13 protein-coding genes are annotated in these 21,807 nt (G+C 69.7%); all 13 read left to right on the top strand.

From position 1 onward, the window contains the following. The first annotated feature begins 232 nt into the window (after positions 1–232). Positions 233–8,842, top strand: a complete 8,610-nt coding sequence (locus HH110_RS15215; RefSeq protein WP_176990444.1) for an ESPR-type extended signal peptide-containing protein — start codon at positions 233–235, stop codon at positions 8,840–8,842. A gap of 157 nt (positions 8,843–8,999) precedes the next feature. Further along, entirely contained in the window at positions 9,000–10,853 is a 1,854-nt protein-coding gene (locus tag HH110_RS15210; protein WP_176990443.1) for a S8 family serine peptidase, read from the top strand. Positions 10,854–10,979: 126 nt separating this feature from the next. Continuing rightward, on the top strand, positions 10,980–12,707 hold the full coding sequence (gspE, locus tag HH110_RS15205) for a type II secretion system ATPase GspE (protein WP_176990442.1): 1,728 nt from the start codon (positions 10,980–10,982) through the stop codon (positions 12,705–12,707). A gap of 37 nt (positions 12,708–12,744) precedes the next feature. Next, positions 12,745–13,965: a type II secretion system F family protein gene (locus tag HH110_RS15200; protein ID WP_176990441.1), complete on the top strand. Its 1,221-nt coding sequence runs from the start codon at positions 12,745–12,747 to the stop codon at positions 13,963–13,965. Positions 13,966–14,013: 48 nt separating this feature from the next. Then, positions 14,014–14,445 (top strand): type II secretion system major pseudopilin GspG, encoded by a 432-nt coding sequence (gene gspG, locus HH110_RS15195; RefSeq protein WP_176990440.1) that lies wholly within the window; start codon positions 14,014–14,016, stop codon positions 14,443–14,445. 90 nt (positions 14,446–14,535) lie between these two features. Then, on the top strand, positions 14,536–14,955 hold the full coding sequence (locus HH110_RS15190; RefSeq protein ID WP_241696592.1) for a GspH/FimT family pseudopilin: 420 nt from the start codon (positions 14,536–14,538) through the stop codon (positions 14,953–14,955). Continuing rightward, positions 14,952–15,371, top strand: coding sequence for a prepilin-type N-terminal cleavage/methylation domain-containing protein (locus HH110_RS15185; protein ID WP_176990438.1), 420 nt, complete (start codon positions 14,952–14,954; stop codon positions 15,369–15,371). Before HH110_RS15190 ends, HH110_RS15185 begins: the two co-directional genes overlap by 4 nt. Continuing rightward, on the top strand, positions 15,368–16,006 hold the full coding sequence (locus tag HH110_RS15180; protein WP_176990437.1) for a type II secretion system protein J: 639 nt from the start codon (positions 15,368–15,370) through the stop codon (positions 16,004–16,006). Before HH110_RS15185 ends, HH110_RS15180 begins: the two co-directional genes overlap by 4 nt. Further along, positions 16,003–16,866: a general secretion pathway protein GspK gene (locus tag HH110_RS15175; protein ID WP_176990436.1), complete on the top strand. Its 864-nt coding sequence runs from the start codon at positions 16,003–16,005 to the stop codon at positions 16,864–16,866. The genes HH110_RS15180 and HH110_RS15175 overlap by 4 nt, the downstream gene beginning before the upstream one ends. Next, the gene (locus HH110_RS15170) at positions 16,863–18,011 is read left to right on the top strand and encodes a PilN domain-containing protein (RefSeq protein WP_176990435.1); all 1,149 of its coding nucleotides are present in this window, start codon (positions 16,863–16,865) and stop codon (positions 18,009–18,011) included. Before HH110_RS15175 ends, HH110_RS15170 begins: the two co-directional genes overlap by 4 nt. Further along, complete coding sequence (gene gspM / locus HH110_RS15165; protein WP_241696588.1) at positions 17,986–18,744, top strand: type II secretion system protein GspM; 759 nt, start codon at positions 17,986–17,988, stop codon at positions 18,742–18,744. The genes HH110_RS15170 and gspM overlap by 26 nt, the downstream gene beginning before the upstream one ends. Beyond that, complete coding sequence (locus HH110_RS15160) at positions 18,734–19,525, top strand: general secretion pathway protein GspN (protein WP_176990433.1); 792 nt, start codon at positions 18,734–18,736, stop codon at positions 19,523–19,525. The genes gspM and HH110_RS15160 overlap by 11 nt, the downstream gene beginning before the upstream one ends. A 9-nt stretch (positions 19,526–19,534) precedes the next feature. Further along, complete coding sequence (gene gspD / locus HH110_RS15155; protein WP_176990432.1) at positions 19,535–21,730, top strand: type II secretion system secretin GspD; 2,196 nt, start codon at positions 19,535–19,537, stop codon at positions 21,728–21,730. The last annotated feature ends 77 nt before the right edge of the window (positions 21,731–21,807 follow it).

The following is a 21,807-nucleotide window of genomic DNA, read 5'->3' as shown; positions in this document are numbered from 1 at the left end:
TCAATGTCAAAGTCTTGACGTTGTTCAAACTGTACGTTAACACTGCATCCTCATTTCGACAGCGTTCAGTTCCGCAGTAAGCGCATGGATGGCGTGCACGCTGTAGGTATCTGCCAGCCATTGCGCACAACGCAGTAAATCAAGCGAAAAAACGCCCCCAGGGGACGTTGGACCACGCGGTCCGGCGTTGGCGTCGCTTTGCTTAAAACCAGCCTAATCAGGAGCCGCATCGATGAATCGGATTTATCGCAAGGTCTGGAACAAAGCACTGGGGCAGATGGTCGTCGCCTCGGAATTGGCCAGCAGCCAGTCCTCGGGTGTCGTCATCGATCAGCGCCGAACCTCTGGCGGACGCAACACCGCACTGCTCTCGGCCGCCGTCGCGTTGACGCTTGGATTGGGCACGGCAGGCGCCGTGCAGACGGCGTACGCGCAATCGGTGGAAGTGGGGGGCAATGCGAACTGCCTAGTGCTCAACAGCGGCATCGTCGACAGCTGCGTGGTCGATGGCAACGCCACGGCATCGGGCACCAACGCGGTCGCCATCGGCAGCAACAGCACGGCGTCGGCGGCCAACAGCGTGGCGCTCGGCGCCGGCTCGAAGGCCAACCGGGCCAACACCGTGTCGGTGGGGGATGCCGGCAAGGAACGCCAGGTCACCAACGTCGCCGCCGGCACGGCCGCGACGGACGCGGTGAACAAGGCACAGCTGGACAAGGTGGCGGTCGCGGCCGAAGGCGCGACCCGCTATTTCAAGGCCGACGGTGACGGCAGCGACGCCGATGCGGCAAAGATCGATGGCGAGGGTGCACTGGCCGCAGGTGCCAGCGCCAACGCCGATGGCGACGGCGCAACGGCGCTGGGTCGCAGCAGCCAGGCGGTCGGCAATGCCACCACGGCAGTGGGCAGCGAAGCGCTCGCGATCGGCCTCGGGGCGAGTTCGTTCGGCCAGGGCAGCATGGCCTTCGGTGATGCCAGCATCGCGCTTGGCCAGAGTGCCGCGGCGTTCGGTCTCGGCGATGTCGCCCTCGGCGCATCGGCCGTGGCGGCCAGTGAAAACGGTGCGGCCACCGCGATCGGCGGCCTAGCGGAAGCCAGTGCCGATGGCGCGACCGCGATCGGTGGGGGTGCCTTGGCCATCGGGCCGGGCAGCACCTCGCTCGGCCGCGGTGCGGCCAGTGCCGGTGAAGCCTCGGTCGCGGTCGGCGCGTTCAGCGTCGCGGTCGCGGATTTCAGCGCGACCCTCGGCGCGAACTCGGCTGCGGTGGCGGTGGGCAGCGTGGCGCTCGGCGCCGGTTCGTACGCCGATCGCGTCGATACGGTATCGGTCGGCAATGCGGAAAACGGCCTGCGTCGCCAGATCACCAATCTTGCCGATGGCACCGAAGACAGCGACGCGGTGAACAAGGCGCAGCTGGACCAGGTCGGTGCGGTCGCAGCCAACACCGACAAGCGCTTCCAGGCCACCGGCAGCAGCGACAGCGATGCCGGTGCCCTCGCAGCAGGCGACAACGCGACCGCGATCGGTGAAGCCGCCAACGCGCTGGCCAACGGCGCGACCGCGCTCGGCAGCGGTGCCACGGTTACCGCGCAGAACGCTACGGCCGTCGGCTACAACGCCAGCGCCACCGGCCAGAACAGCGCGGCGTTCGGCACCAATGCGCAGGCCAATGGCCCGGGCAGTGTGGCAGTGGGCGGTGCAGCGGTGGATGCCGATGGCAACCCGCTGATCACCAACGGCGGCGTGCCGGTGGATACCGGTGCGACCAGCGCCGGCGTTGGCGGCACGGCCGTCGGCGCGAGCGCGGAAGCCTCGGGTTTCGCTGCATCGTCCTACGGCGTCGGCGCATACGCGGCCGGTGCACAGGCCTCGGCGTTCGGGGCGGTGGCCAATGCCACCGGCGACTATTCCACCGCCGTCGGTACGCAGAGCGTGGCGACCGGCAACAGCAGCACCGCCATCGGCGGTCCGGCGGATCTGCTGCCGGGCCTGGGCTTCTTCGTGCAGACCCAGGCCAGTGGCGAAGCGGCCACCGCGGTGGGCGCAGGTGCGATCGCCAGCGGCGATTACGCGGTGGCCAACGGTACCCTGAGCGAAGCCTCGGGCACCGAAGCTACCGCCGTGGGCTACTTCGCCTACGCCCCGGGCGAGGGCGCCACGGCGCTCGGCGCGGAGACCTGGGCCAGCGGTGAACTGAGCACCGCGGTGGGCTTCTACAGCACTGCGCGCGGCGCGAACAGCGTTGCGCTGGGCGCCAACTCCACCGCCACCCGCGACAACACGGTCTCGGTCGGTGATGTCGGCAACGAGCGCCAGATCACCAGCGTCGCGGCCGGTACCGAAGCCACAGACGCGGTCAACAAGGCGCAGCTTGATGCGGTTGCGACGTCGGCCTCGGCGACCTCGGCGCAGTTCAAGGCGAACGGTGCGGCCAGCGGTGCGGTTGGTGCATTCGCCGATGGCGAGGATGCGCTGGCGGCCGGTGAAGCCAGCAATGCGCTGGGTGCCGGCGCCACTGCCGTGGGTGGTGGTGCGACCGCAGTCGGCGATGACACCGTCGCGCTGGGCCGCAATAGCAGCGCCACCGGCACGGGCAGTGTCGCCATCGGCGGCCTGGGCCAGGCGTATGACGAATACAACCAGCCGCTGGTCGATGACCAGGGCAATGCGATCCTGATCGGTGCCACTGCCGCGCCGGACAGCGTGGCGGTCGGTGCCGGCGCGCAGGCGACGGGCATCACCAGCAATGCGTTCGGTAGCGGTGCACAGGCTACCGGCAGCAACAGCCTGGCCAGCGGCTACAAGGCGCGCGCCACCGGCGATTACAGCGTGGCGCAGGGCGACAACGCCTTCGCCAGCGGCGAGGAAACCACCGCGACCGGCGCGTATGCGTGGGCCACCGCAGATGGTGCCACCGCCTTCGGTTCCAGTGCGTGGGCGACCGAAGCCAACGCCACAGCGGTCGGTCAGTCGGCCTGGGCCAGCGGCACCGGCTCGACCTCGATCGGCTACAACAGCTGGGCGCGTGGCAGCAGTTCCACCGCGCTCGGCCGCGGTGCTTTCGGCTACGGCGACAACAGCGTGGCCGTCGGTTTCCAGGCATTGGGCAACAGCATCAACAGCATCGCCATCGGCACCAACGTGGTCGCCGGCGGCGAGAGCGCGATCGGCATCGGTGCCGGCAGCAGCGCGACGGCGTCCAATGCGGTCGCGCTCGGGGCGGGTGCGGTCGCCGACCGTGCCTACACCGTCTCGGTCGGCAACGATGACCGGCAGCGCCAGATCACCCAGGTGGCCGCCGGTACCGAGGGCAGCGATGCGGTCAATCTGGATCAGCTGACCGCGGCAACCGACCAGTTCCAGGCCAGTGGCGAGGGTGTGGCCGTCGCCGGTGGCCAGGAAAGCGTGGCCGCCGGTGCGAACGCGGCCACCGATGGCGATTACGCCACCGCGGTCGGTTCAAGCAGCTTCGCGGCGGGCACGGGCGCGTCGGCGTTGGGCAGTGGCGCCTTCGCCCTGGCCGACAACGCCAGTGCCGTCGGCTTCAACGCGGTCGCCAGCGGTGCCAATGCGATCGCGGTCGGCGCCAATGCGCAGTCCACCGCCGAGTACGCGACGGCGACCGGTGCCGAAAGCCTGGCCTCCGGCGAGCAGAGCACCGCGACCGGTGCGGCCAGTGTCGCCTCCGGCGCCGGCAGCCTGGCCGGCGGCGCGCTGTCGGAGGCGGCCGGTGAAGAATCGGTGGCCCTGGGTTACTTCAGCAGCGCGAGCGGCGAAGGTGCGACCGCGGTCGGTGCGGAAAGCGTGGTCAGTGGGACGCTCTCGGCCGGTTACGGGTTCGCCTCCGAAGCGACCGCCAACTACACCACCGCGATCGGTGGCTACGCGGTGGCGTCGGCCTTCAACGCGACCGCACTGGGCAGTTTCGCGCAGGCGACCGGCTCCAACAGCGTGGCACTCGGTGGCGATGCCGAAGCCTCCGGTGCGTACAGCACCGCGACCGGCCAGGGCAGCCTGGCCAGCGGCATCAACAGCGTGGCCGTCGGTGGTGCGCTGTTCGGCCTGCTGCCCACCGAAGCCTCCGGCAACTACTCGACGGCCGTCGGCGGTGGTGCATGGTCGCCGGGCGTCAACAGCACCGCGCTCGGCAATGCGGCCACCTCGAGCGGCGCGAACAGCGTCGCCCTCGGCGCCGACTCGATCGCCGACCGCGATGACAGCGTCTCGGTCGGCAGTGCCGATGCGCAGCGGCAGATCACCAACGTCGCAGCGGGCACCGACGGCACCGATGCGGTCAACGTGAACCAGTTGAATGCAGTGGCCGATGCGGCCGCCACCACCAGCAAGTACTTCCAGGCCAGTGGCAGCGCCGACAGCGATGCCGGTGCCTACGTGGAGGGTGACAACGCGCTGGCCGCCGGTGAGGCGTCCAACGCCATCGGCAACGGTGCCACCGCGCTGGGCAGCGGCAGCACCGTGATCGGCACCGAATCCACCGCGCTGGGCTTCAACGCCACGGTCAGCGGGGACAACGCGGTGGCGATCGGCAGCAATGCGAGCAGCAGCGCCGCAGGCGCGGTGGCCATCGGCGATCTGAGCGCGGCGTCCGGCGCGGCCAGCGTCGCCATCGGCGGCGGTTCGCTGTCGCAGGGCTTCGGTGCGGTGGCGATCGGTGCCGGCTCCGAGGCTGCGGGCCTTGCCGCCACGGCGGTCGGTTACGGCGCCTGGGCGCTGGGTCGCGAGTCCACCGCGATCGGCAACTTCGCCACCGCGGACGGCTGGCAGGCCAGTGCGTTCGGCGCGAACGCCACCGCAGGGTTCTTCGGCACCGCACTGGGCAGCAATGCGCAGGCCGCCGACGTGGCGACCGCGGTAGGCCAGGGCACGCGTGCGGATGTCGCCGGTGCCGCCTTCGGCGTGCAGGCCAACGCAGGCCTGTATGGCGTGGCGGTGGGTAACAACGCCGCCACCGGGGAAGACGGCGTGGCCGTCGGCTTCAACGCGCTGGCCGGTGCGGATGCGGGCAGCGTCACGCAGGGCATCCAGACCACTGCGATCGGCAGTGAAGCCTGGGCGACCGAAGACGGTGCCACCGTCGTCGGCTACAACAGCTACGCACAGGCGGTGAATTCCACCGTGGTGGGCAGCAACACCTGGACCACCAAGGACGCCGACAACAGCGTCGCGCTCGGCGCCGGTTCGCTGGCTGATCGTGCCAACGCCGTCTCGGTGGGTGCCGCGCAGGCCTGGACCGACGCGGCGGGCGTGGTGCATGAGGCGATTGATCGGCAGATCACCAATGTCGGGGCCGGTACCGAAGACACCGATGCGGTCAACGTCGCGCAGCTGAAGGAGGTGGCAGCAACGGCTGAAGCCACCAGCAAGTACTTCCAGGCCAGCGGCAGCGCTGACAGCGACGCCGGTGCCTATGTGGAAGGGGACAACGCGCTGGCCGCCGGTGAGGCGTCCAACGCCATCGGCAACGGCGCCAGCGCGCTCGGCAGCGGGGCAACGGCCGTCGCCGACAACGCCACCGCGGTCGGCTTCAACGCCTTGGCAAGCGCCGAAGGCGCCGCGGCCCTGGGCAGTGACGCGCAGGCGACCGGCGAAGACAGCGTCGCGGTCGGCAACGGCGCCAGTGCCAGTGAGATCGGTGCCAGTGCCACGGGCGCCGGTGCGCAGGCCGGCGGTGCTTACGCCACGGCGACCGGCAGCCAGTCCACGGCGGCGGGCCAGCAGGCCACCGCCAACGGCTTCCGCGCGAATGCCTCCGAAGCCGGTGCATCGGCTTTCGGCAGCTACAGCGAAGCGACCGGGCAGCTCTCTTCCGCGCTGGGCTACGGGGCGGTTGCCTCCAACGCCTACGCCGTGGCGGTGGGTGCCGCCTCGACCGCCTCCGGCGCGGGTGCGGTGGCAGTGGGCGAATCGTCTGAAGCCACCGGCGATGAGAGCGTGGCGATCGGTGGCACGACCTTCTACGGTCTGCTGCCGTCGCGCGCCTCGGGCACCGGTGCTTCCGCATTCGGTGCAGGCGCGTGGGCAACCGATGATTACGCCACCGCGATCGGCTGGAACGCGTGGGCCGATGCGGGCAATGCGACCGCACTGGGCGCCAGTGCCAGTGCGGAGGGCGTGAACAGCGTCGCGCTCGGCGCCGGTTCCACCGCGGATCGCGACAACTCGGTCTCGGTCGGTACGGCCACCGCGCAGCGGCAGATCACCAACGTCGCCGCCGGTACTGAAGGCACCGACGCGGTGAACGTCGATCAGCTCAATGCGGTCGCCGATGTGGCGGAAACCACCAGCCGTTACTTCCAGGCGTCGGGCAGCGGCAATGGCGATGACGTCGGCAGCTATGTCGACGGGGCGTATGCCACGGCGGCGGGCGAAGCGGCCAATGCGTTCGGCACCGGGGCCTCGGCCTATGGCAGCGGCGCCCTGGCCTCCGGGCGCAACGCCTCGGCGTCGGGCTTCAACGCCTCGGCCACGGCCGATTCGGCGACCGCCATCGGTGGTGCGCTGTATTACGAAGATGACAATGGCAACGTGCTGCTGGACAAGGCCACCAGTGCCAGCGCCGTCGGTGCCACCGCACTCGGTGCGGGGGCGCAGGCGGACGGCAGCTTCAGTACCGCCACCGGCGCCGGCGCCACGGCAACGGGGCTGCAGTCCTCGGCGTTCGGCTACAGCGCCGAAGCCGGCAGCGACTACAGCACTGCGGTCGGTACCTTCAGCGCGGCCAGCGGCGTGCGCACCACGGCGTTGGGCTACGGCGCCGAAGCCAGTGGTGATTACGCGTCCGCACTGGGCTGGGGCAGCACCGCCTCGGGCAGCTACGCCAATGCACTGGGCTACGCGTCACAGGCCAGCGGCGACAACAGTGTCGCTGCCGGTTCCAACGCCTGGGCTACCGCGGCACGCACCACGGCGGTCGGGCAGCTGGCCTGGGCCACCTCCCAGGGCGCCACCGCCATCGGCCAGGACAGCTACGCGTACAGCGGCATCAATGCCACGGCGCTGGGCACCAGTTCGTCCGCCAGTGGCGCAGGCAGCGTCGCGCTGGGCGCCGGTGCCCGCACCAGCGAGGCCAACGTGGTCTCGGTCGGCGGTGGCAACGGCACCACCGGCCCGGCCACGCGCCGCATCACCAATGTCGGGGATGCGGTCAACGCCAGTGACGCGGTGACCAAGTCGCAGCTGGATACCGTGGCTGCCACCGCCGATGCGGTCGGCAAGCACTTCCAGGCCAGCGGCAGCGGTGTGGCCACGGCCAGCGGCAGCGATGCGCTCGCCGCCGGTTCCGGTGCGACCGCCAGCGCTACCCGCAGCAGTGCATTGGGTACCGCCGCCATCGCCTCGGCCACCGGTGCCACCGCAGTCGGCGCCGATGCCTCGGCACGCGGTGCCAACAGCACCGTGCTCGGCCGCCAGGCCTCGACCAATGCGACCAACGGTGTGGCGATCGGCAACGGCGCGTTCGCCAGCAACGGGGCCAACAGCATCGCGATCGGTTCGGCAGCGGGCGTCTCCGGTGCCAACGCCGTGGCGCTGGGTGCGGGGTCGCGCGCAGTGGAGGCCAACGTGGTCTCGGTCGGTGGCGGCAACGGCACCGACGGCCCGGCCACGCGCCGCATCGTCAACGTCGGCGCCGGCCGCATCGCGGCAGGCAGTACCGATGCGGTGACCGGTGGCCAGCTCAACACCACCAACCAGCGTGTCGGTGCGGTGGAAACCCGGGTCGGTGATATCGACACCCGGATCGGCTCGGTCGAGAACGTCACCGCCAATGCGCTGACCTATGACGACAGCAGCCGCGACACACTGACCCTGTCGGGTCTGCAGGGCACCACGCTGGACAACGTCGGCAGCGGTTCGATCGCGTCCGGCAGCCGCCAGGCGATCAACGGCGGACAGTTGTTCCAGTCGCTGACCGATGTCGCCACCTTCCTCGGCGGCGGCGCCAGTGTGGGCATGCAGGGTGTGTTCGTCGCGCCGAACTATGTGATCCAGGGGGCGACGTACAGCAACGTGGGCGATGCACTGGGTGCGCTGGACCGCAAGGTCAGCGATCTGGACCAGCGCGTGGCCGGTGGCGGCAGTGGCGGTGCACGTGCACGCACCGCCGCAGTGGCCACCGCCAGCGTCGCACCGGAAGCCAGTGTCATGAGTGCTGCCAGCGAGGACGCGATTGCGACGGTCCAGGGCACGCCGACCGCGGCGAGCGTGGGCAGCAGTCAGCCGCTCAGCGCGCCGGCGGCCGCACCGGCCGCGGTCAACGCGGTGGTGATGGGGGACGGTGCCGTGGCCAGCGGGGCGTCGGCCACGGCGATCGGCCAGGGCGCGACCGCCTCGGCCGCCAACTCCGTGGCACTCGGGCAGGGTTCGGTGGCGGATCGTGCCGATACGGTCTCGGTCGGCAGCGTCGGCAACGAGCGTCAGGTCGCCAACGTCGCGGCCGGTACGCAGGCCACCGATGCGGTCAACAAGGGCCAGTTGGACGGTGGCATCGCGACGGCCAACAGCTACACCGACCAGCGCTTCACCTCGATGGCCGACAGCTTCGATATCTACAAGGGGGAGATCGACCAGCGCCTGCGTCACCAGGACCGTCGCATTGATCGCCAGGGTGCGATGAGCGCGGCCATGCTCAACATGGCCACCAGCGCCGCCGGCGTGCGCACCCAGAACCGCGTCGGTGTCGGCGTCGGTTTCCAGGGGGGCGAATCGGCGCTGTCGCTGGGCTACCAGCGCGCGCTCAGCGAGCGCGCGACGGTGACCCTGGGCGGTGCCTTCAGCAGTGATGACAGCTCGGTCGGCGTGGGTGCCGGCTTTGGCTGGTAAGCCGTTTCAACGCGGGGCCGTGCGCGGCCCCGCTGCAACGCAATGCAAGGCCTGAGGGGGCGGGTCACGGGAACCCTGGCCAGGGCCGGCCAGGGAGCTCGCATGGAGTGTTGGCCTGAACAGTCGTTTGATCCATGACCTTGAAGAGGACGTCAACGTGACCAGTAAGCAGAACCTTCGCATCAATGTGCTGGCAGCCGCCGTGCTGTCGTTGTCCGCAGGCGCCAGCGCCTATGCCGCGGGCCTGCCGGCCAAGGAGCCGGTGCGCCAGCCGGCTGCCGCCCAGGGCGCAGAGCGCATCATCGTCAAGTACCGCACGGGTACCGCGGCGGCCACGGATCGTTCGGCCAAGCTGACGGCCGTGCAGTCGGCGGTCGCCCGTGCCAGCGTCGGTGGTTCCGCCGCCGGGCGTGCCAGTGCGGTGAACCCGCAGATCGTGCGCAAACTCGGCGTCGGTGCCGATCTTATCCGCCTGCAGGGCCGCCTGAGTCCGGCCGAACTGCAGAAGGTGCTGGCCGAGATCAAGGCCGATCCCTCCGTGCAGTACGCCGAAGTGGACGTGAAGCTGCAGCGCACCGACGTGCGCCCGCGCAATGCCACGCCGCAGCTGGTGCCGAACGATCCGTACTACGCCCAGTACCAGTGGCATCTCAACAGCGCCACCGGCGGCATCAACGCGCCGGCTGCGTGGGACGTCGCCCAGGGCGAAGGCGTGGTGGTGGCGGTGCTCGATACCGGCATCCTGCCGCAGCATCCGGATTTCTCCGGCAACCTGCTGGAGGGCTATGACTTCATCAGCGACGCGGAAACCTCCCGCCGCGCCACCGATGACCGCGTCCCGGGTGCGCTGGATTACGGCGACTGGGTCGAGAATGACAACGAGTGCTACGCCGGCTCGCTGGCCGATGACAGTTCCTGGCACGGCACCCACGTGGCCGGCACGATCGCCGAGTCCACCAACAATGGCGTGGGCATGGCCGGTGTCGCGTACAAGGCACGCGTGCTGCCGGTGCGCGTGCTCGGCAAGTGCGGCGGCTACCTGTCCGACATCGCCGACGCGATCACCTGGGCCTCCGGTGGCACCGTTGCCGGTGTGCCGGCCAACGCCAATCCGGCCGAGGTCATCAACATGAGCCTGGGTGGCGGCGGCGCGTGCGATGCGCTGTACCAGGATGCGATCAACGGTGCCGTCTCGCGGGGCACGACCGTGGTGGTCGCGGCCGGCAACTCGGCCTCCAACGCGGCCAACTTCCGTCCGGCCAGCTGCGCCAACGTGGTGTCCGTCGGTGCGACCCGGATCACCGGTGGCATCGCTTATTACTCCAACTTCGGCACGGTGGTGGATCTGTCCGGCCCGGGCGGCGGCGGCAGCGTGGACGGCAATCCGGGCGGCTACGTCTGGCAGTCCGGCTACAACGGCCTGACCACCCCGACCTCCGGCGCCTACAGCTACATGGGCATGGCCGGTACCTCGATGGCGTCTCCGCACGTCGCGGCGGTGGCGGCCCTGGTGCAGGGCGCGGTCACCGCCGCCGGCAAGGATCCGCTCAGTCCGGCTGCGCTGGAAACGCTGCTCAAGCAGACCGCGCGCGCGTTCCCGGTCACCATCCCGACCGCCACGCCGATCGGCTCCGGCATCGTCGATGCCAAGGCCGCGCTCGACAAGGCGCTGGAAGAAGAGTGCACCGAAAACTGCGGGCCGGTCGCCACGCCGCTGACCAACAAGGTTGCCGTCGGTGGCCTGAGCGGCGCCGGTGGCAGCGAAGCGCTGTACAGCTTCGAGGCACAGGCCGGCAAGGTGCTGAGCCTGCTCACCTACGGTGGCAGTGGCAATGTGTCGGTGTACGTGAGCCAGGGCAAGGAGCCGACCGCGACCGCGTTCGACGCCAAGTCCACGCGTCCGGGCAACAGTGAAACGGTGCGCTTCACCGCACCGGTGGCCGGCACGTACTACATCAAGGTTGTCGGCGAGTCCGCGTTCAGCGGCGTGAGCATTCTGGCCAACCAGTAATACCGCAGCACCCCGAACGGGAGTCCGTCATGTGACGGGCTCCCGTTTTTACATCTGGACGGTGTGCAATCCCGCGTAGGATCGCGGTGAACTGCTAAAGTCGCAGCGGTTGCCAGGAGAATGTTCTTGAACGCGGTTGCCCAGGATCCCACTGCAGCATCCACAGCCGAATCCCGCATCGTTGCGGTATTGCTGGAGAAAGGTCGGCTCAAGGACGGCGACCTGGCCCGTGCGCGCCCGCTGCACCGTGAATCCGGCGGCAGCCTGCTGGGCTTGCTGGTCCGGCTGGGGCTGGTCTCCGAGCGCGACCATGCACAGACCAGCGCCGAGGTACTCGGCCTGCCCCTGCTCGACGCCAAGACGGTGCCGGAATCGCCGCCCGAAGCCCTGCTCGACGGGCTGCCGCTGACGCTGCGGTTCCTCAAACAATTCCATGTCTGTCCGCTGGCGCTGCACGACGACGCGATCGATCTGTGGGTGTCCGATCCGCAGGACCCGTATGCGGCCGATGCGGTCCAGCTGGCGATCGGGCTGCCGGTGCGCCTGCACTGTGGCCTGCGATCGGAGATCGATGACCTGATCGAGCGCTGGTTCGGCCAGGGCCGCAGCGCGATGGGCGCGATCATCGAGACCGCCGATGGGGAGGGCGCCGCGGTCGACGACATCGAACACCTGCGCGATCTGGCCTCCGAAGCGCCGGTCATCCGCCTGGTCAATCTCGTCATCCAGCGCGCGGTGGAACTGCGCGCCTCGGATATCCACATCGAGCCGTTCGAGAATCGCCTGAAAGTGCGTTACCGCGTGGACGGCGTGCTGATCGAAGGCGAAAGCCCGCCGGTCAACCTGACCGCCGCGGTGATCAGCCGCATCAAGATCATGGCGCGGCTGAACATCGCCGAGCGCCGCCTCCCGCAGGACGGCCGCATCATGCTGCGCGTACAGGGCAAGGAGCTCGACCTGCGCGTGAGCAGCGTGCCGACCGCGCATGGCGAAAGCGTGGTGATGCGCCTGCTTGACCGCGATACGGTGGTGTTCGATTTCCATCGCCTGGGGTTCACCGACGCCTTCCTGCCGCAGTTCCGCAAGGTGCTCGAACAGCCGCACGGGATCCTGCTGGTCACCGGCCCGACCGGCTCGGGCAAGACCACGACGCTGTACACCGCGCTGAGCCAGCTCAATACCGCCGACGTCAAGATCATCACCGTCGAAGACCCGGTCGAGTACCAGATCGAAGGCATCAACCAGATCCAGGCCAAGCCGCAGATCGGGCTGGATTTCGCCAATGCGCTGCGCAGCATCGTGCGGCAGGATCCGGACATCATCATGATCGGCGAAATGCGCGATCTGGAAACCGCGCGCATCGCGATCCAGTCGGCGCTGACCGGCCATCTGGTGCTCTCCACGCTGCACACCAACAACGCGGCCGGTGGCATCACCCGCCTGCTCGACATGGGCGTGGAGGATTACCTGCTCACGTCCACCATCAACGGCATCCTGGCCCAGCGCCTGGTGCGCCGGCTGGAGCCGCAGCATGCGCAGCGTTATGCCGCCTCGCCGGAGGAGGTCGAGAAGTTCGGCCTGCGCCGGCTGCAGCCGGAGGGCGAGATCTTCCTGTACCGCGCGCAGCCCTCGGCGATCGCGCCGACCGGCTATCTCGGCCGGACCACCATCGTCGAGTTCCTGGTGATGAACGATGCGCTGCGCAGTGCGGTGATGCGTCGCGCCGGGATGGGCGAGATCGAGCAGATCGCCCGCGCCGCCGGCATGCGCACGATGTACGAAGATGGCCTGTCCAAAGCGCTGCAGGGCCACACCACGCTGGAAGAAGTGCTGCGCGTGACGGAGGAATCCTGATGCGCGTGCGCGGCCGGCAGTGGGAGAACGGCTGAGCATGGCCCAGTACCGCTACAAGGCGCTCAACGCGCATGGCGAACTGTTCGATGGCCAGATGGAGGCGGCCAGCGAAGCCGAGGTGGCCGCGCGCCTGCAGGACCAGGGCCACATGCCGATGGAAGCACGGCTGGCCACCGAGGGCGTGGCCGGCGCGTCATCCTGGGCGGCGCTGCTGCGCCGGAAGCCGTTCGACGGCGGCGGGCTGGTGCAGTTCACCCAGCAGCTGGCCACCCTGCTCGGTGCGGGGCAGCCGCTGGACCGCGCGCTGAGCATCCTGCTGGAGCTGCCCGAAGACGAGCGTACGCGCCGGGTGGTCACCGACATCCGCGACATCGTGCGCGGCGGTGCGCCGCTGTCGACCGCGCTGGAACGCCAGCACGGCGTGTTCTCGCGGCTGTACATCAACATGGTGCGCGCCGGTGAAGCCGGGGGCAGCCTGCACGACACGCTGCAGCGGCTGTCGGACTACCTGGAGCGCAGTGCCGAACTGAAAGGACGCGTCATCAATGCGCTGATCTATCCGGCGATCCTGCTGGCGGTGGTCGGCGGCGCGCTGCTGTTCCTGCTCGGCTACGTGGTGCCGCAGTTCGCGCTGATGTACGAAAGCCTGGATGTCGCCCTGCCGTGGTTCACCCAGTGGGTCCTCACCGCCGGCCTGGTCGTGCGCGAAGGCTGGATCATCATGATCGTGGTGCCCGCGGTGATCGCGCTGGTGGTGGAGCGCCGCCTGCGGCAACCGGCCGCGCGCCTGGCCGTGGATGGCTGGCTGCTGCAGCGCAAAGGCATCGGCCCGCTGCTGGCCAAGCTGGAGACCGCGCGCCTGGCCCGCACCCTGGGCACGTTGCTGCGCAATGGCGTGCCGCTGCTGTCCGGCCTGGGGATCGCGCGCAACGTGCTGGGCAACCGCGCGCTGGCCGCCGATGTCGACACCGCCAGCGACGAGGTCAAGAACGGCAACGGCCTGTCGGCGTCGCTGGCGCGCGGCAAGCGTTTTCCGCGCCTGGCGCTGCAGATGATCCAGGTCGGCGAGGAATCCGGTGCGCTGGATACGATGCTGCTCAAGACCGCCGATACGTTCGAGCAGGAAAGCGCGCGTGCGATCGACCGTCTGCTGTCGGCACTGGTGCCGGTGATCACCCTCGTGCTGGCATCGGTGGTCGGCCTGGTGATCGTGGCCGTGCTGGTACCGCTGTACGACCTGACCAATGCCATCGGCTGACCGGCCGCTGGCGAATACCCCCGTGATTCGATGCAAGGAGCCTGCCATATGCAACGTCGTCGCCTGACCCGCTTCACTTCCGCGCGCCACCAGTCCGGCATGAGCCTGCTGGAAATCATCATCGTGATCGTGCTGATCGGTGCGGTGCTGACCCTGGTCGGCAGCCGCGTGCTCGGCGGTGCCGATCGTGGCAAGGCCAACATCGCCAAGGCGCAGGTGCAGACCATGGCCGGCAAGATCGACAACTACCAGCTGGACACCGGCAAGCTGCCGGCCAAGCTGGATGATCTGGTCACCCAGCCGGGCGGCAGCGCCGGCTGGCTCGGCCCGTATGCCAAACCGGCCGACCTCAATGATCCGTGGGGTCACGCGCTGGAGTACCGCGTGCCGGGCGAGGGCCAGCCCTACGATCTGATCAGCCTGGGCAAGGACGGCAAGGTGGGTGGCAGCAGTTACGACGCGGACATCCGGTACGAGTAACCGGCCTTGGGAACACCGTGGCCCGTGTCGAGCAGACCGCCGCATCGCGTGCCGGCGGGCAGCCGTGCACGCGGTCTGTCGCTGCTGGAGATGCTGCTGGTGGTCGCCCTGATCGCGATCATCGGCGTGGTCACCGCCACCGCGATGAACGGTGGCATCGATGGCCTGCGCCTGCGCAATGCCGGCAAGGAGATCGCCACCCAGCTGCGCTACACACGCACCCAGGCGATCGCCACCGGGCAGACCCAGCGCTTCGTGATCGATCCGCGCGCGCGCAGCTGGCAGGCCGCGAACGGTCGCCATGGGCAGATTCCCGCCGCGCTGGACGTGCAGTTCCGCGGCGCCGGCCAGCTCAGCACCGCGCCGGGGCAGGGCAGCATCGCCTTCTTCGCTGACGGTGCCGCCAGTGGCGGCAGCATCGCGCTGAGCACGCGCGGTGCGGTGTGGGACATCCAGGTGGGCTGGATCACCGGCGAAGTCCGTGCGGGCCCGCGTCGGGAGGGCCGATGAAGAAGCGTCAGCGCGGCTACTCGCTGCTGGAGGTGATCATCGCCTTCGCCCTGCTGGCGTTGGCGCTGACCCTGCTGCTGGGCAGCCTGTCCGGCGCCGCGCGCCAGGTCGGGCAGGCCGAGGTGCGCAGTCGCGCCACGTTGTACGCGCAGTCGTTGCTGGCCAGCACCGGTGTGGAGGCGCCGCTGCAGGAGGGCAGCACGCAGGGCGAGTGGGAGCAGGGCAAGTACCGTTGGCGGCTGCAGGTCGAGCCTTATGCGGAGCCGCGCACGACCACCGCGCCGGTGACGACCGACGTCGGCGGCCCCACCCTGGCCCAGATCACCCTGCAGGTGCGTTGGGGCGAGGGTAACGGCGAACAGCTGCAATGGCGCAGCCTGCGCCTGCTGCCCGCCGTACCGGGCACGCCGCGATGACGCTGCGCGCTCGCCGTCCCCGCGGTTTCACCCTGATCGAAATCCTGCTGGCCACGGCGCTGCTGGTGGGCGGCCTGGCACTGGCCTTCGCCACTGTGCGCTCGGCGATGGCGATCAGCCAGCGCGGCGAGCGCATGGCCGCCCAGAACGAGCGCATGCGCGCGGTCGAAGGCTTCCTGCGCCGCCGTCTGTCGACCGCGTTGGTGATCGCGACGTCGCCGCCGGATCCCACCCGCGACCCGGTGTACTTCCTGGGCGAGCCGCAGCGGATGTTGTTCGTCTCCGATCTGCCCGGGTATCTCGGGCGGGGCGGGCCGTATGCGCATGAATTGCAGGTCCGGCGCGCGGGCGCGCAGCAGCAGCTGGAGGTCGGGTTGACCCTGCTGCAGAACGGCGAAGCGATCGAAGAAGCTCCGCCGCGACCGCCGGAGATGTTGGCCGATCAGCTGCGCGAGGTGCGCTTCCGCTATCGCGGCACGGATCCGCGCACCGGCCAGCTCACCGAGTGGCTGGACCGCTGGGAGGATACCCGGCGCCTGCCCTTGCTGGTCTCGATCGAGATCGTGCCGCTGCAGGGGCCGGCGTGGCCGCCGATGATCGCCGCCTTGCCGCCACCACGGACGGATCGCCCATGAGGCCGGCGCGCGGCGCGGCGCTGGTGCTGGTGCTGTGGTTGATCGCCCTGCTCACGGCGGTGATCGGCGCATTCGCGCTGAGCGCGCGCGTGGAGCACATGCAGCAGCGGGTGATCGGCGATGACGCCATCGGCCAGGAATATGCGCGTGCCGGGCTGGAATACGCCCTGCATCGCCTGCAGCCTCGCGCCAGCCAGCCGGCATGGGTGGCCGACGGCCGCCGCTACCGGTGGACCTTCGATGCGCGCCGGATCGATCTGGCGATCCTCGATGAGAACGGCAAAGTGAACCTGAATCTGGCCGATGCCAGTCTCCTCACCGCCTTCCTGCGCGCGATGGGTGAAGCGCCGGACCGGGCGCAGCTGTTGGCCGGGGCCATCGTCGACTGGCGCGATGCCGACAGCCTCAAGCAGCCCGGCGGGGGCGCGGAGACGCCGGATTACGTGGCGGCCGGCCTGCCCTATGGCGCACGCAATGCGCGCTTTGAGACCGTGGGAGAACTGCAGCGCGTGCTCGGCATGGATGCGGACCTGTATGCGCGGATCGAACCGATGCTGACCCTGTACAGCCGCCAGGCACGGCCGGACCCGCGGTTCGCGTCCGGCCCGGTGTTGACCGCGCTGGGGCTGGACGCAGAACGCCTGCTGGCCGAACGCGAGCGCGCCGCGGCCGCGGATGACGCCGGATTGCCGGTCGCACCGCTTGCAGGTGGCAGCGGCACCTATAGTATCGAGAGTCGCGCCACGGACGAACGCGGCCGGATATCGGTACTGCGCGCCGTGGTGAGGATGGGGTCGGCAGGCACGCCGGGAACGGCATACACAGTACTTCGCTGGGAACAGGGAATGGCAGCAAGATGACGGCATGGCGTGACAGTCTGGTGCGGGCCCGGGGGCGCGTGTCGCCTGGCGTGGGCAGCAGCCTGCGCTGGTGGCGGCAATCATTGCTGGCCTGGCTGCCGGTGCGCTGGCAATGGGCGATGGGCTGGTCGCGCTCGCGCCTGCTGCTGCAGCGCGACGGTGACGTCCTGCGCCTGCAGCGCCAGACCGGCGAACAGATCGAGGCGATCGCCGACCTGCCGTGGCCGGTCTCGCCCGGCGCGGTCGACGGCGTTCTGGATGCGCGCCTGCGCGGCCTGCCGCGGCACTGGCTGCTGCCCGCCGAGACGGTGCTGCGCCGCCCACTGCGCTTGCCGGCGGCGGCCGCCGAGCGGCTGCGCGACGTGGTCGGTTTCGAGATTGATCGGCAGACGCCATTCGATGCCAGCCAGGTCAGCTATGACGTACGCGAGCTGGGCGCGTTGCCGGATGGCCAGTTGCAGGTGGAGCTGGTGGTGATCCCGCGTCCGCAGCTGGAACAGTGGGCACAGCAGGCCGGGCCCTGGGCACAGGCCGTGGCCGGCGTGGATGCGGTCGACGCCGAGGGCCGTCCACTGGACGTCAATCTATTGCCGGTCGCGCAGCGGCAGCCGTATCGGGACCCGATGGCGCGCTGGAACGCGATCCTGGCGATCAGCGCGATCGTACTGATCGCGCTGGCCGGTCATCAGCTGCTCGAGAATCGCCAGGCGGCGGCGGATGCGCTGCGCGCGCAGGTCGATGACGCCGCACGCGATGCACGCCGGGTCGCCGCCGAGCGGCAGCAGGTGCAGAGCCTGGTCGAAGGCGCTGCGTTCCTGGAGGGCAAGCGCGCCGAACATGCCAGCACGGTGGAGATCTGGAATGAACTCACCCGCCCGCTGCCGGACGGCACCTATCTGGAAAAAATGTCGATCGAAGGCACGACGCTGCAGCTGATCGGGCTCAGCCGCGAAGCCTCGCAGCTGGTGCCGCTGCTGCAGGATTCGCCGCTGTGGCGCAAGGTCAACCTGACCGGCGTGCTGCAGGCCGATGGCGCGACCAGTGGCCGCGACCGGTTCACGCTGACGGCCGAGCTGCAGCCGCTGCCCGGCGCCACGCCACCTGCGAAGGAGGTTGCCGATGGCAGCACAACCGACGCGCCGTGATCGCTGGCTGGCGCTGGGTCTGCTGCTGGCGGTGATCGCCGTGGCCTACCTGCTGCTGGTGCATCCGTGGTTGACCCGCCCGCTGCTGGCGATCAACGCCGATATCGCCGCCGTGCAGGAGCGCCAGCAACGCGTGGACACGCAGTTGGCGCAGCGTGGGCAGATCGCCACCCAGCTGCGTGAGGTGCAGGCGGCGCTCGAAGGCCGCCCCGGCTTCCTGCGCGAGGCCACCGCTGAATCCGCCGCGGCCGCGCTCTCCAGCCGCCTGCAGGATGCCGTGGCCTCGGCCAGCCCGGGCAACCGCAGCTGCACCATCAGCAACCGCACGCCGCTGCCGGATGCCAGTCGTGAGCCGGCGTTCCCGCGCGTGGCGCTGCAGGTGCGCCTGCGCTGTGGCGTGCCGGAGATGGCCGCGGTCCTGCATACGCTGGAGACGGGCACGCCGCGCCTGTTCGTGGACAACCTCAATCTGCTCGCGCAGCGCTTCCAGCAATCCCCCAGCGAAACCGGTACGGGCCTGGACGTGTCGTTCGAACTGGTCGGGTATCTGCGCCCGGGCGCCGCGCTGGAGCCCGGTGCGGCGCCACCACCGCCGCCATCGCCGTTGCCGGCCGGGCCGGACGCCGACCCAGGCGCGGCACCGCCCGCCGATGTGGCGGAACCCCCGTCGGGTGATGCGGCCGACCCAGCGCCTGCACCGGCCGCTGCCGAGGAGGTCGAGCATGAAGCTTGAAGCAGCCGGCCTGCGCACCTGGTGGCTGGGCGGCATCGCACTGTGGGCGCTGGCGATCTGGGTGGCGACGTTGTTCGGGATGGGCAGCCGCATCGCCCCGGCCACCGATGGCGATGCCGGGGCCGCGCCGTTGCCGCGACTCGCGCCCGCTGCGCCCGAGCGCATGGCCTCGGCCAGTACCTATGCACAGATCGGCGCGCGCCCCTTGTTCGCCGAAGACCGTCAGCCGCGCCCGTACCTGCTCGGTGGCACCGAGCAGGGCACGGCCAGCAGCGTATCGCTGACCGGCGTGCTGCTGACACCCGGCTTCGGCATGGCGATCCTGACCACCGACCAGCGCCAGTCGCTGCGGCTGCGCTTGAACGGTGAGGCGGTCAACGGCTGGCAGCTGCTGGCGCTGGAACCGCGCCGCGCCACCGTCAGCGGCCCCGGCGGCACGCAGACGCTGGAGCTGCCGGTGTTCAACGGGCAGGGCGGCGAACCACCGACCGTGCTGGGCGCCACGCCACTCACATCGGTACCGCCGGCCGGCGCCGGTGCACGCCCGATCAACGGCGTGGCGGCACCGATGCCGCCGCCTCCGCCGGCTGCCGTGCCTGCCTCGCAGGCCACCGGCGCACCGTCGAATGCAGCAGCCCCCGCGCCGAATCCACAGGGGCCCAGCGAAGAGCAGATGAAGGCGATCCGCGAGCGCATCCAGGCGCGCCGCCAGCAACTGCAGCAGCAACAGCAACAGCAGTCGCAGCAACCGCCCGCGGGCGGCTCCGGCCACAACCCTTAGAGTGACAGCATGACCCTGCGCCTTTTCCCCGTGTCTTTCCTCGTCGCCCTGTTGGTGGGCTGCACCACCGTGCCCGCGCCGGAGGTACGCCGCGATGCGGTGCTCGACAGTCACCAGGTGGTTGCCGGCGACGGCTCCCGCGCGGGCATCGAGGCCGAACCGCTGGGCAACCATGGCGCCCCGCAGGCGGTGATCCGCCGCGGCACAGGCACCATGATCAACCGCAGCGCCGCGGCCGCACCGCAACCCTCGCTGGGCAATGCCTCCACCGGCAACGCCACGTTCAACTTCGAAGGCGAATCGGTGCATGCGGTGGTCAAGGCGATCCTCGGCGACTTCCTCGGCCAGAACTACGTGATCGCGCCGGGCGTGCAGGGCACCGTGACGCTCGCCACGCCCAAGCCGGTGTCCTCCGCACAGGCGTTGAACCTGCTGGAAATGGTGCTGGGCTGGAACAACGCGCGCATGGTCTACAGCGCGGGCCGCTACAACATCGTGGCCGCCGACCAGGCGCTGGCCGGGACGGTCTCGCCGAGCACCGCCCCGCCGGCCAATGCGCGTGGCTTCGAAGTGCGCGTGGTGCCGCTGCAGTACATCTCCGCCACCGAGATGAAGAAAGTGCTGGAGCCGTACGCGCGCCCCAACGCGATCGTCAACGTCGACAACGGCCGCAACGTGATCACCCTGGGCGGCACCCGCAGCGAGCTGGAAAACTACCTGCGCACGGTGGAGATCTTCGACGTGGATTGGCTTTCGGGCATGTCCGTGGGCGTGTTCCCGATCCAGTCGGGCAAGGCCGAGCAGGTCGCCGCCGATCTGGAAAAGGTGTTCGGCGAGGAGAGCAAGACCCCAAGCGCTGGCATGTTCCGTTTCCTGCCGCTGGAGAACGCCAACGCCGTGCTGGTGATCACCCCGCAGGCGCGTTACCTCGACCAGATCCAGCAGTGGCTGGACCGCATCGATACCGCCGGCGGCAATGCGCGGCTGTTCTCCTACGAGCTGCGCTACGTCAAGGCCAAGGACCTGGCCGAGCGCCTGGCCGAGGCGTTCGCCAACGAGAACGGCCGTAGCGGCCGCGGCAGCAGTTCGCTGGCGCCGGGCGCGTCGCCGATGGATATCGGCAGCCGCGATGGCAACAGCAACAGCAACTTTTCCAACACCGGCAGCAGCAACGGCAGCAGCCGCGGCGGACTGGGCGAAGGCACGATGAGCCTGCCGCAGCGCCAGTCCGGCAACGCCAGCTTCAGCCTGGAAGTGCAGGGCGATACCGTCGGTGTTTCCGCGGTGGAGGAAACCAACACCTTGCTGGTGCGCTCCACCCCGCAGGCCTGGCGCTCGATCCGCGAGGTCATCGAAAAGCTCGACGTGATGCCGATGCAGGTCCACATCGAAGCGCAGGTGGCCGAAGTCGCGCTGACCGGCGACCTGAGCTATGGCGTGAACTGGTTCTTCGAGCAGGCCGTCGCCACCGGCAAGACCGAGAGCGGCATCGACCTGCCGAGCGCGCTGGGTCGCTCGATCTGGGGCAGCATCTCCGGCACCGTCGGCAACGACGGCGTGGGCTGGACCTTCCTCGGCAAGAACGCGGCCGCCGTGGTCAGCGCACTGGACAAGGTCAGCAACCTGCGCCTGCTGCAGACCCCGTCGCTGTTCGTGCGCAACAACGCCGAAGCCACCCTCAACGTGGGCACGCAGATCCCGATCAACTCGGTGTCGGTCAATACCGGCGTGGGCGGCGACAACACCTACAGCCAGGTCCAGTACCTGGATACCGGCGTGATCCTCAAGGTGCGACCGCGCATCACCCGCGATGGCGTGGTGTTCCTGGACATCGTGCAGGAGGTCAGTTCGGCCGGCGCGATCCCGGCCGGGTGCGACCCGACCCGCACCACCTGCAATCCGCCGATCAATACCCGCAAGATCTCCACGGAGGCCGCGGTGCAGAGCGGCGACACCATCATGCTGGCCGGCCTGATCACCAACTCCGACGACGACGGCGCCAGGGGTGTCCCGGGCCTGAGCAGGATCCCGGTCATCGGCGCCCTGTTTGGCAGCAAGACGAAGAAGTCCGAGCGCTCCGAGGTGATCGTGCTGCTGACCCCGACCATCGTGCGCAACGCGCAGGAGTCGCGGAACCTGACCGACGAATACAGCAGCCGCTTCCGCGCGATGGAGCCGTTCCCCGAGCCCAAGGCCAAGCGCTGAGCGTCGCCCGGCCCCCGCTGTCACCGCGGGGGCCGATCTTGTTACGCTGGCCGCGCCCAAGGGAGGCTGCGATGACA

This window comes from Stenotrophomonas sp. SAM-B (assembly GCF_013387485.1).
GTDB classification, from domain to species: domain Bacteria; phylum Pseudomonadota; class Gammaproteobacteria; order Xanthomonadales; family Xanthomonadaceae; genus Stenotrophomonas; species Stenotrophomonas maltophilia_AA.
This window is presented reverse-complemented; position numbering and strand designations above follow the sequence as displayed.

Excerpts from the sequence above, each read along its gene's own strand:
- HH110_RS15215 (WP_176990444.1), top strand. The coding sequence starts at position 233 with ATGAATCGGATTTATCGCAAGGTCTGGAACAAAGCACTGGGGCAGATG.
- HH110_RS15200 (WP_176990441.1), top strand. The coding sequence starts at position 12,745 with ATGGCCCAGTACCGCTACAAGGCGCTCAACGCGCATGGCGAACTGTTC.
- gspG (WP_176990440.1), top strand. The coding sequence starts at position 14,014 with ATGCAACGTCGTCGCCTGACCCGCTTCACTTCCGCGCGCCACCAGTCC.
- HH110_RS15190 (WP_241696592.1), top strand. The coding sequence starts at position 14,536 with ATGCTGCTGGTGGTCGCCCTGATCGCGATCATCGGCGTGGTCACCGCC.
- HH110_RS15185 (WP_176990438.1), top strand. The coding sequence starts at position 14,952 with ATGAAGAAGCGTCAGCGCGGCTACTCGCTGCTGGAGGTGATCATCGCC.
- HH110_RS15180 (WP_176990437.1), top strand. The coding sequence starts at position 15,368 with ATGACGCTGCGCGCTCGCCGTCCCCGCGGTTTCACCCTGATCGAAATC.
- HH110_RS15175 (WP_176990436.1), top strand. The coding sequence starts at position 16,003 with ATGAGGCCGGCGCGCGGCGCGGCGCTGGTGCTGGTGCTGTGGTTGATC.
- HH110_RS15170 (WP_176990435.1), top strand. The coding sequence starts at position 16,863 with ATGACGGCATGGCGTGACAGTCTGGTGCGGGCCCGGGGGCGCGTGTCG.
- gspM (WP_241696588.1), top strand. The coding sequence starts at position 17,986 with ATGGCAGCACAACCGACGCGCCGTGATCGCTGGCTGGCGCTGGGTCTG.
- HH110_RS15160 (WP_176990433.1), top strand. The coding sequence starts at position 18,734 with ATGAAGCTTGAAGCAGCCGGCCTGCGCACCTGGTGGCTGGGCGGCATC.
- gspD (WP_176990432.1), top strand. The coding sequence starts at position 19,535 with ATGACCCTGCGCCTTTTCCCCGTGTCTTTCCTCGTCGCCCTGTTGGTG.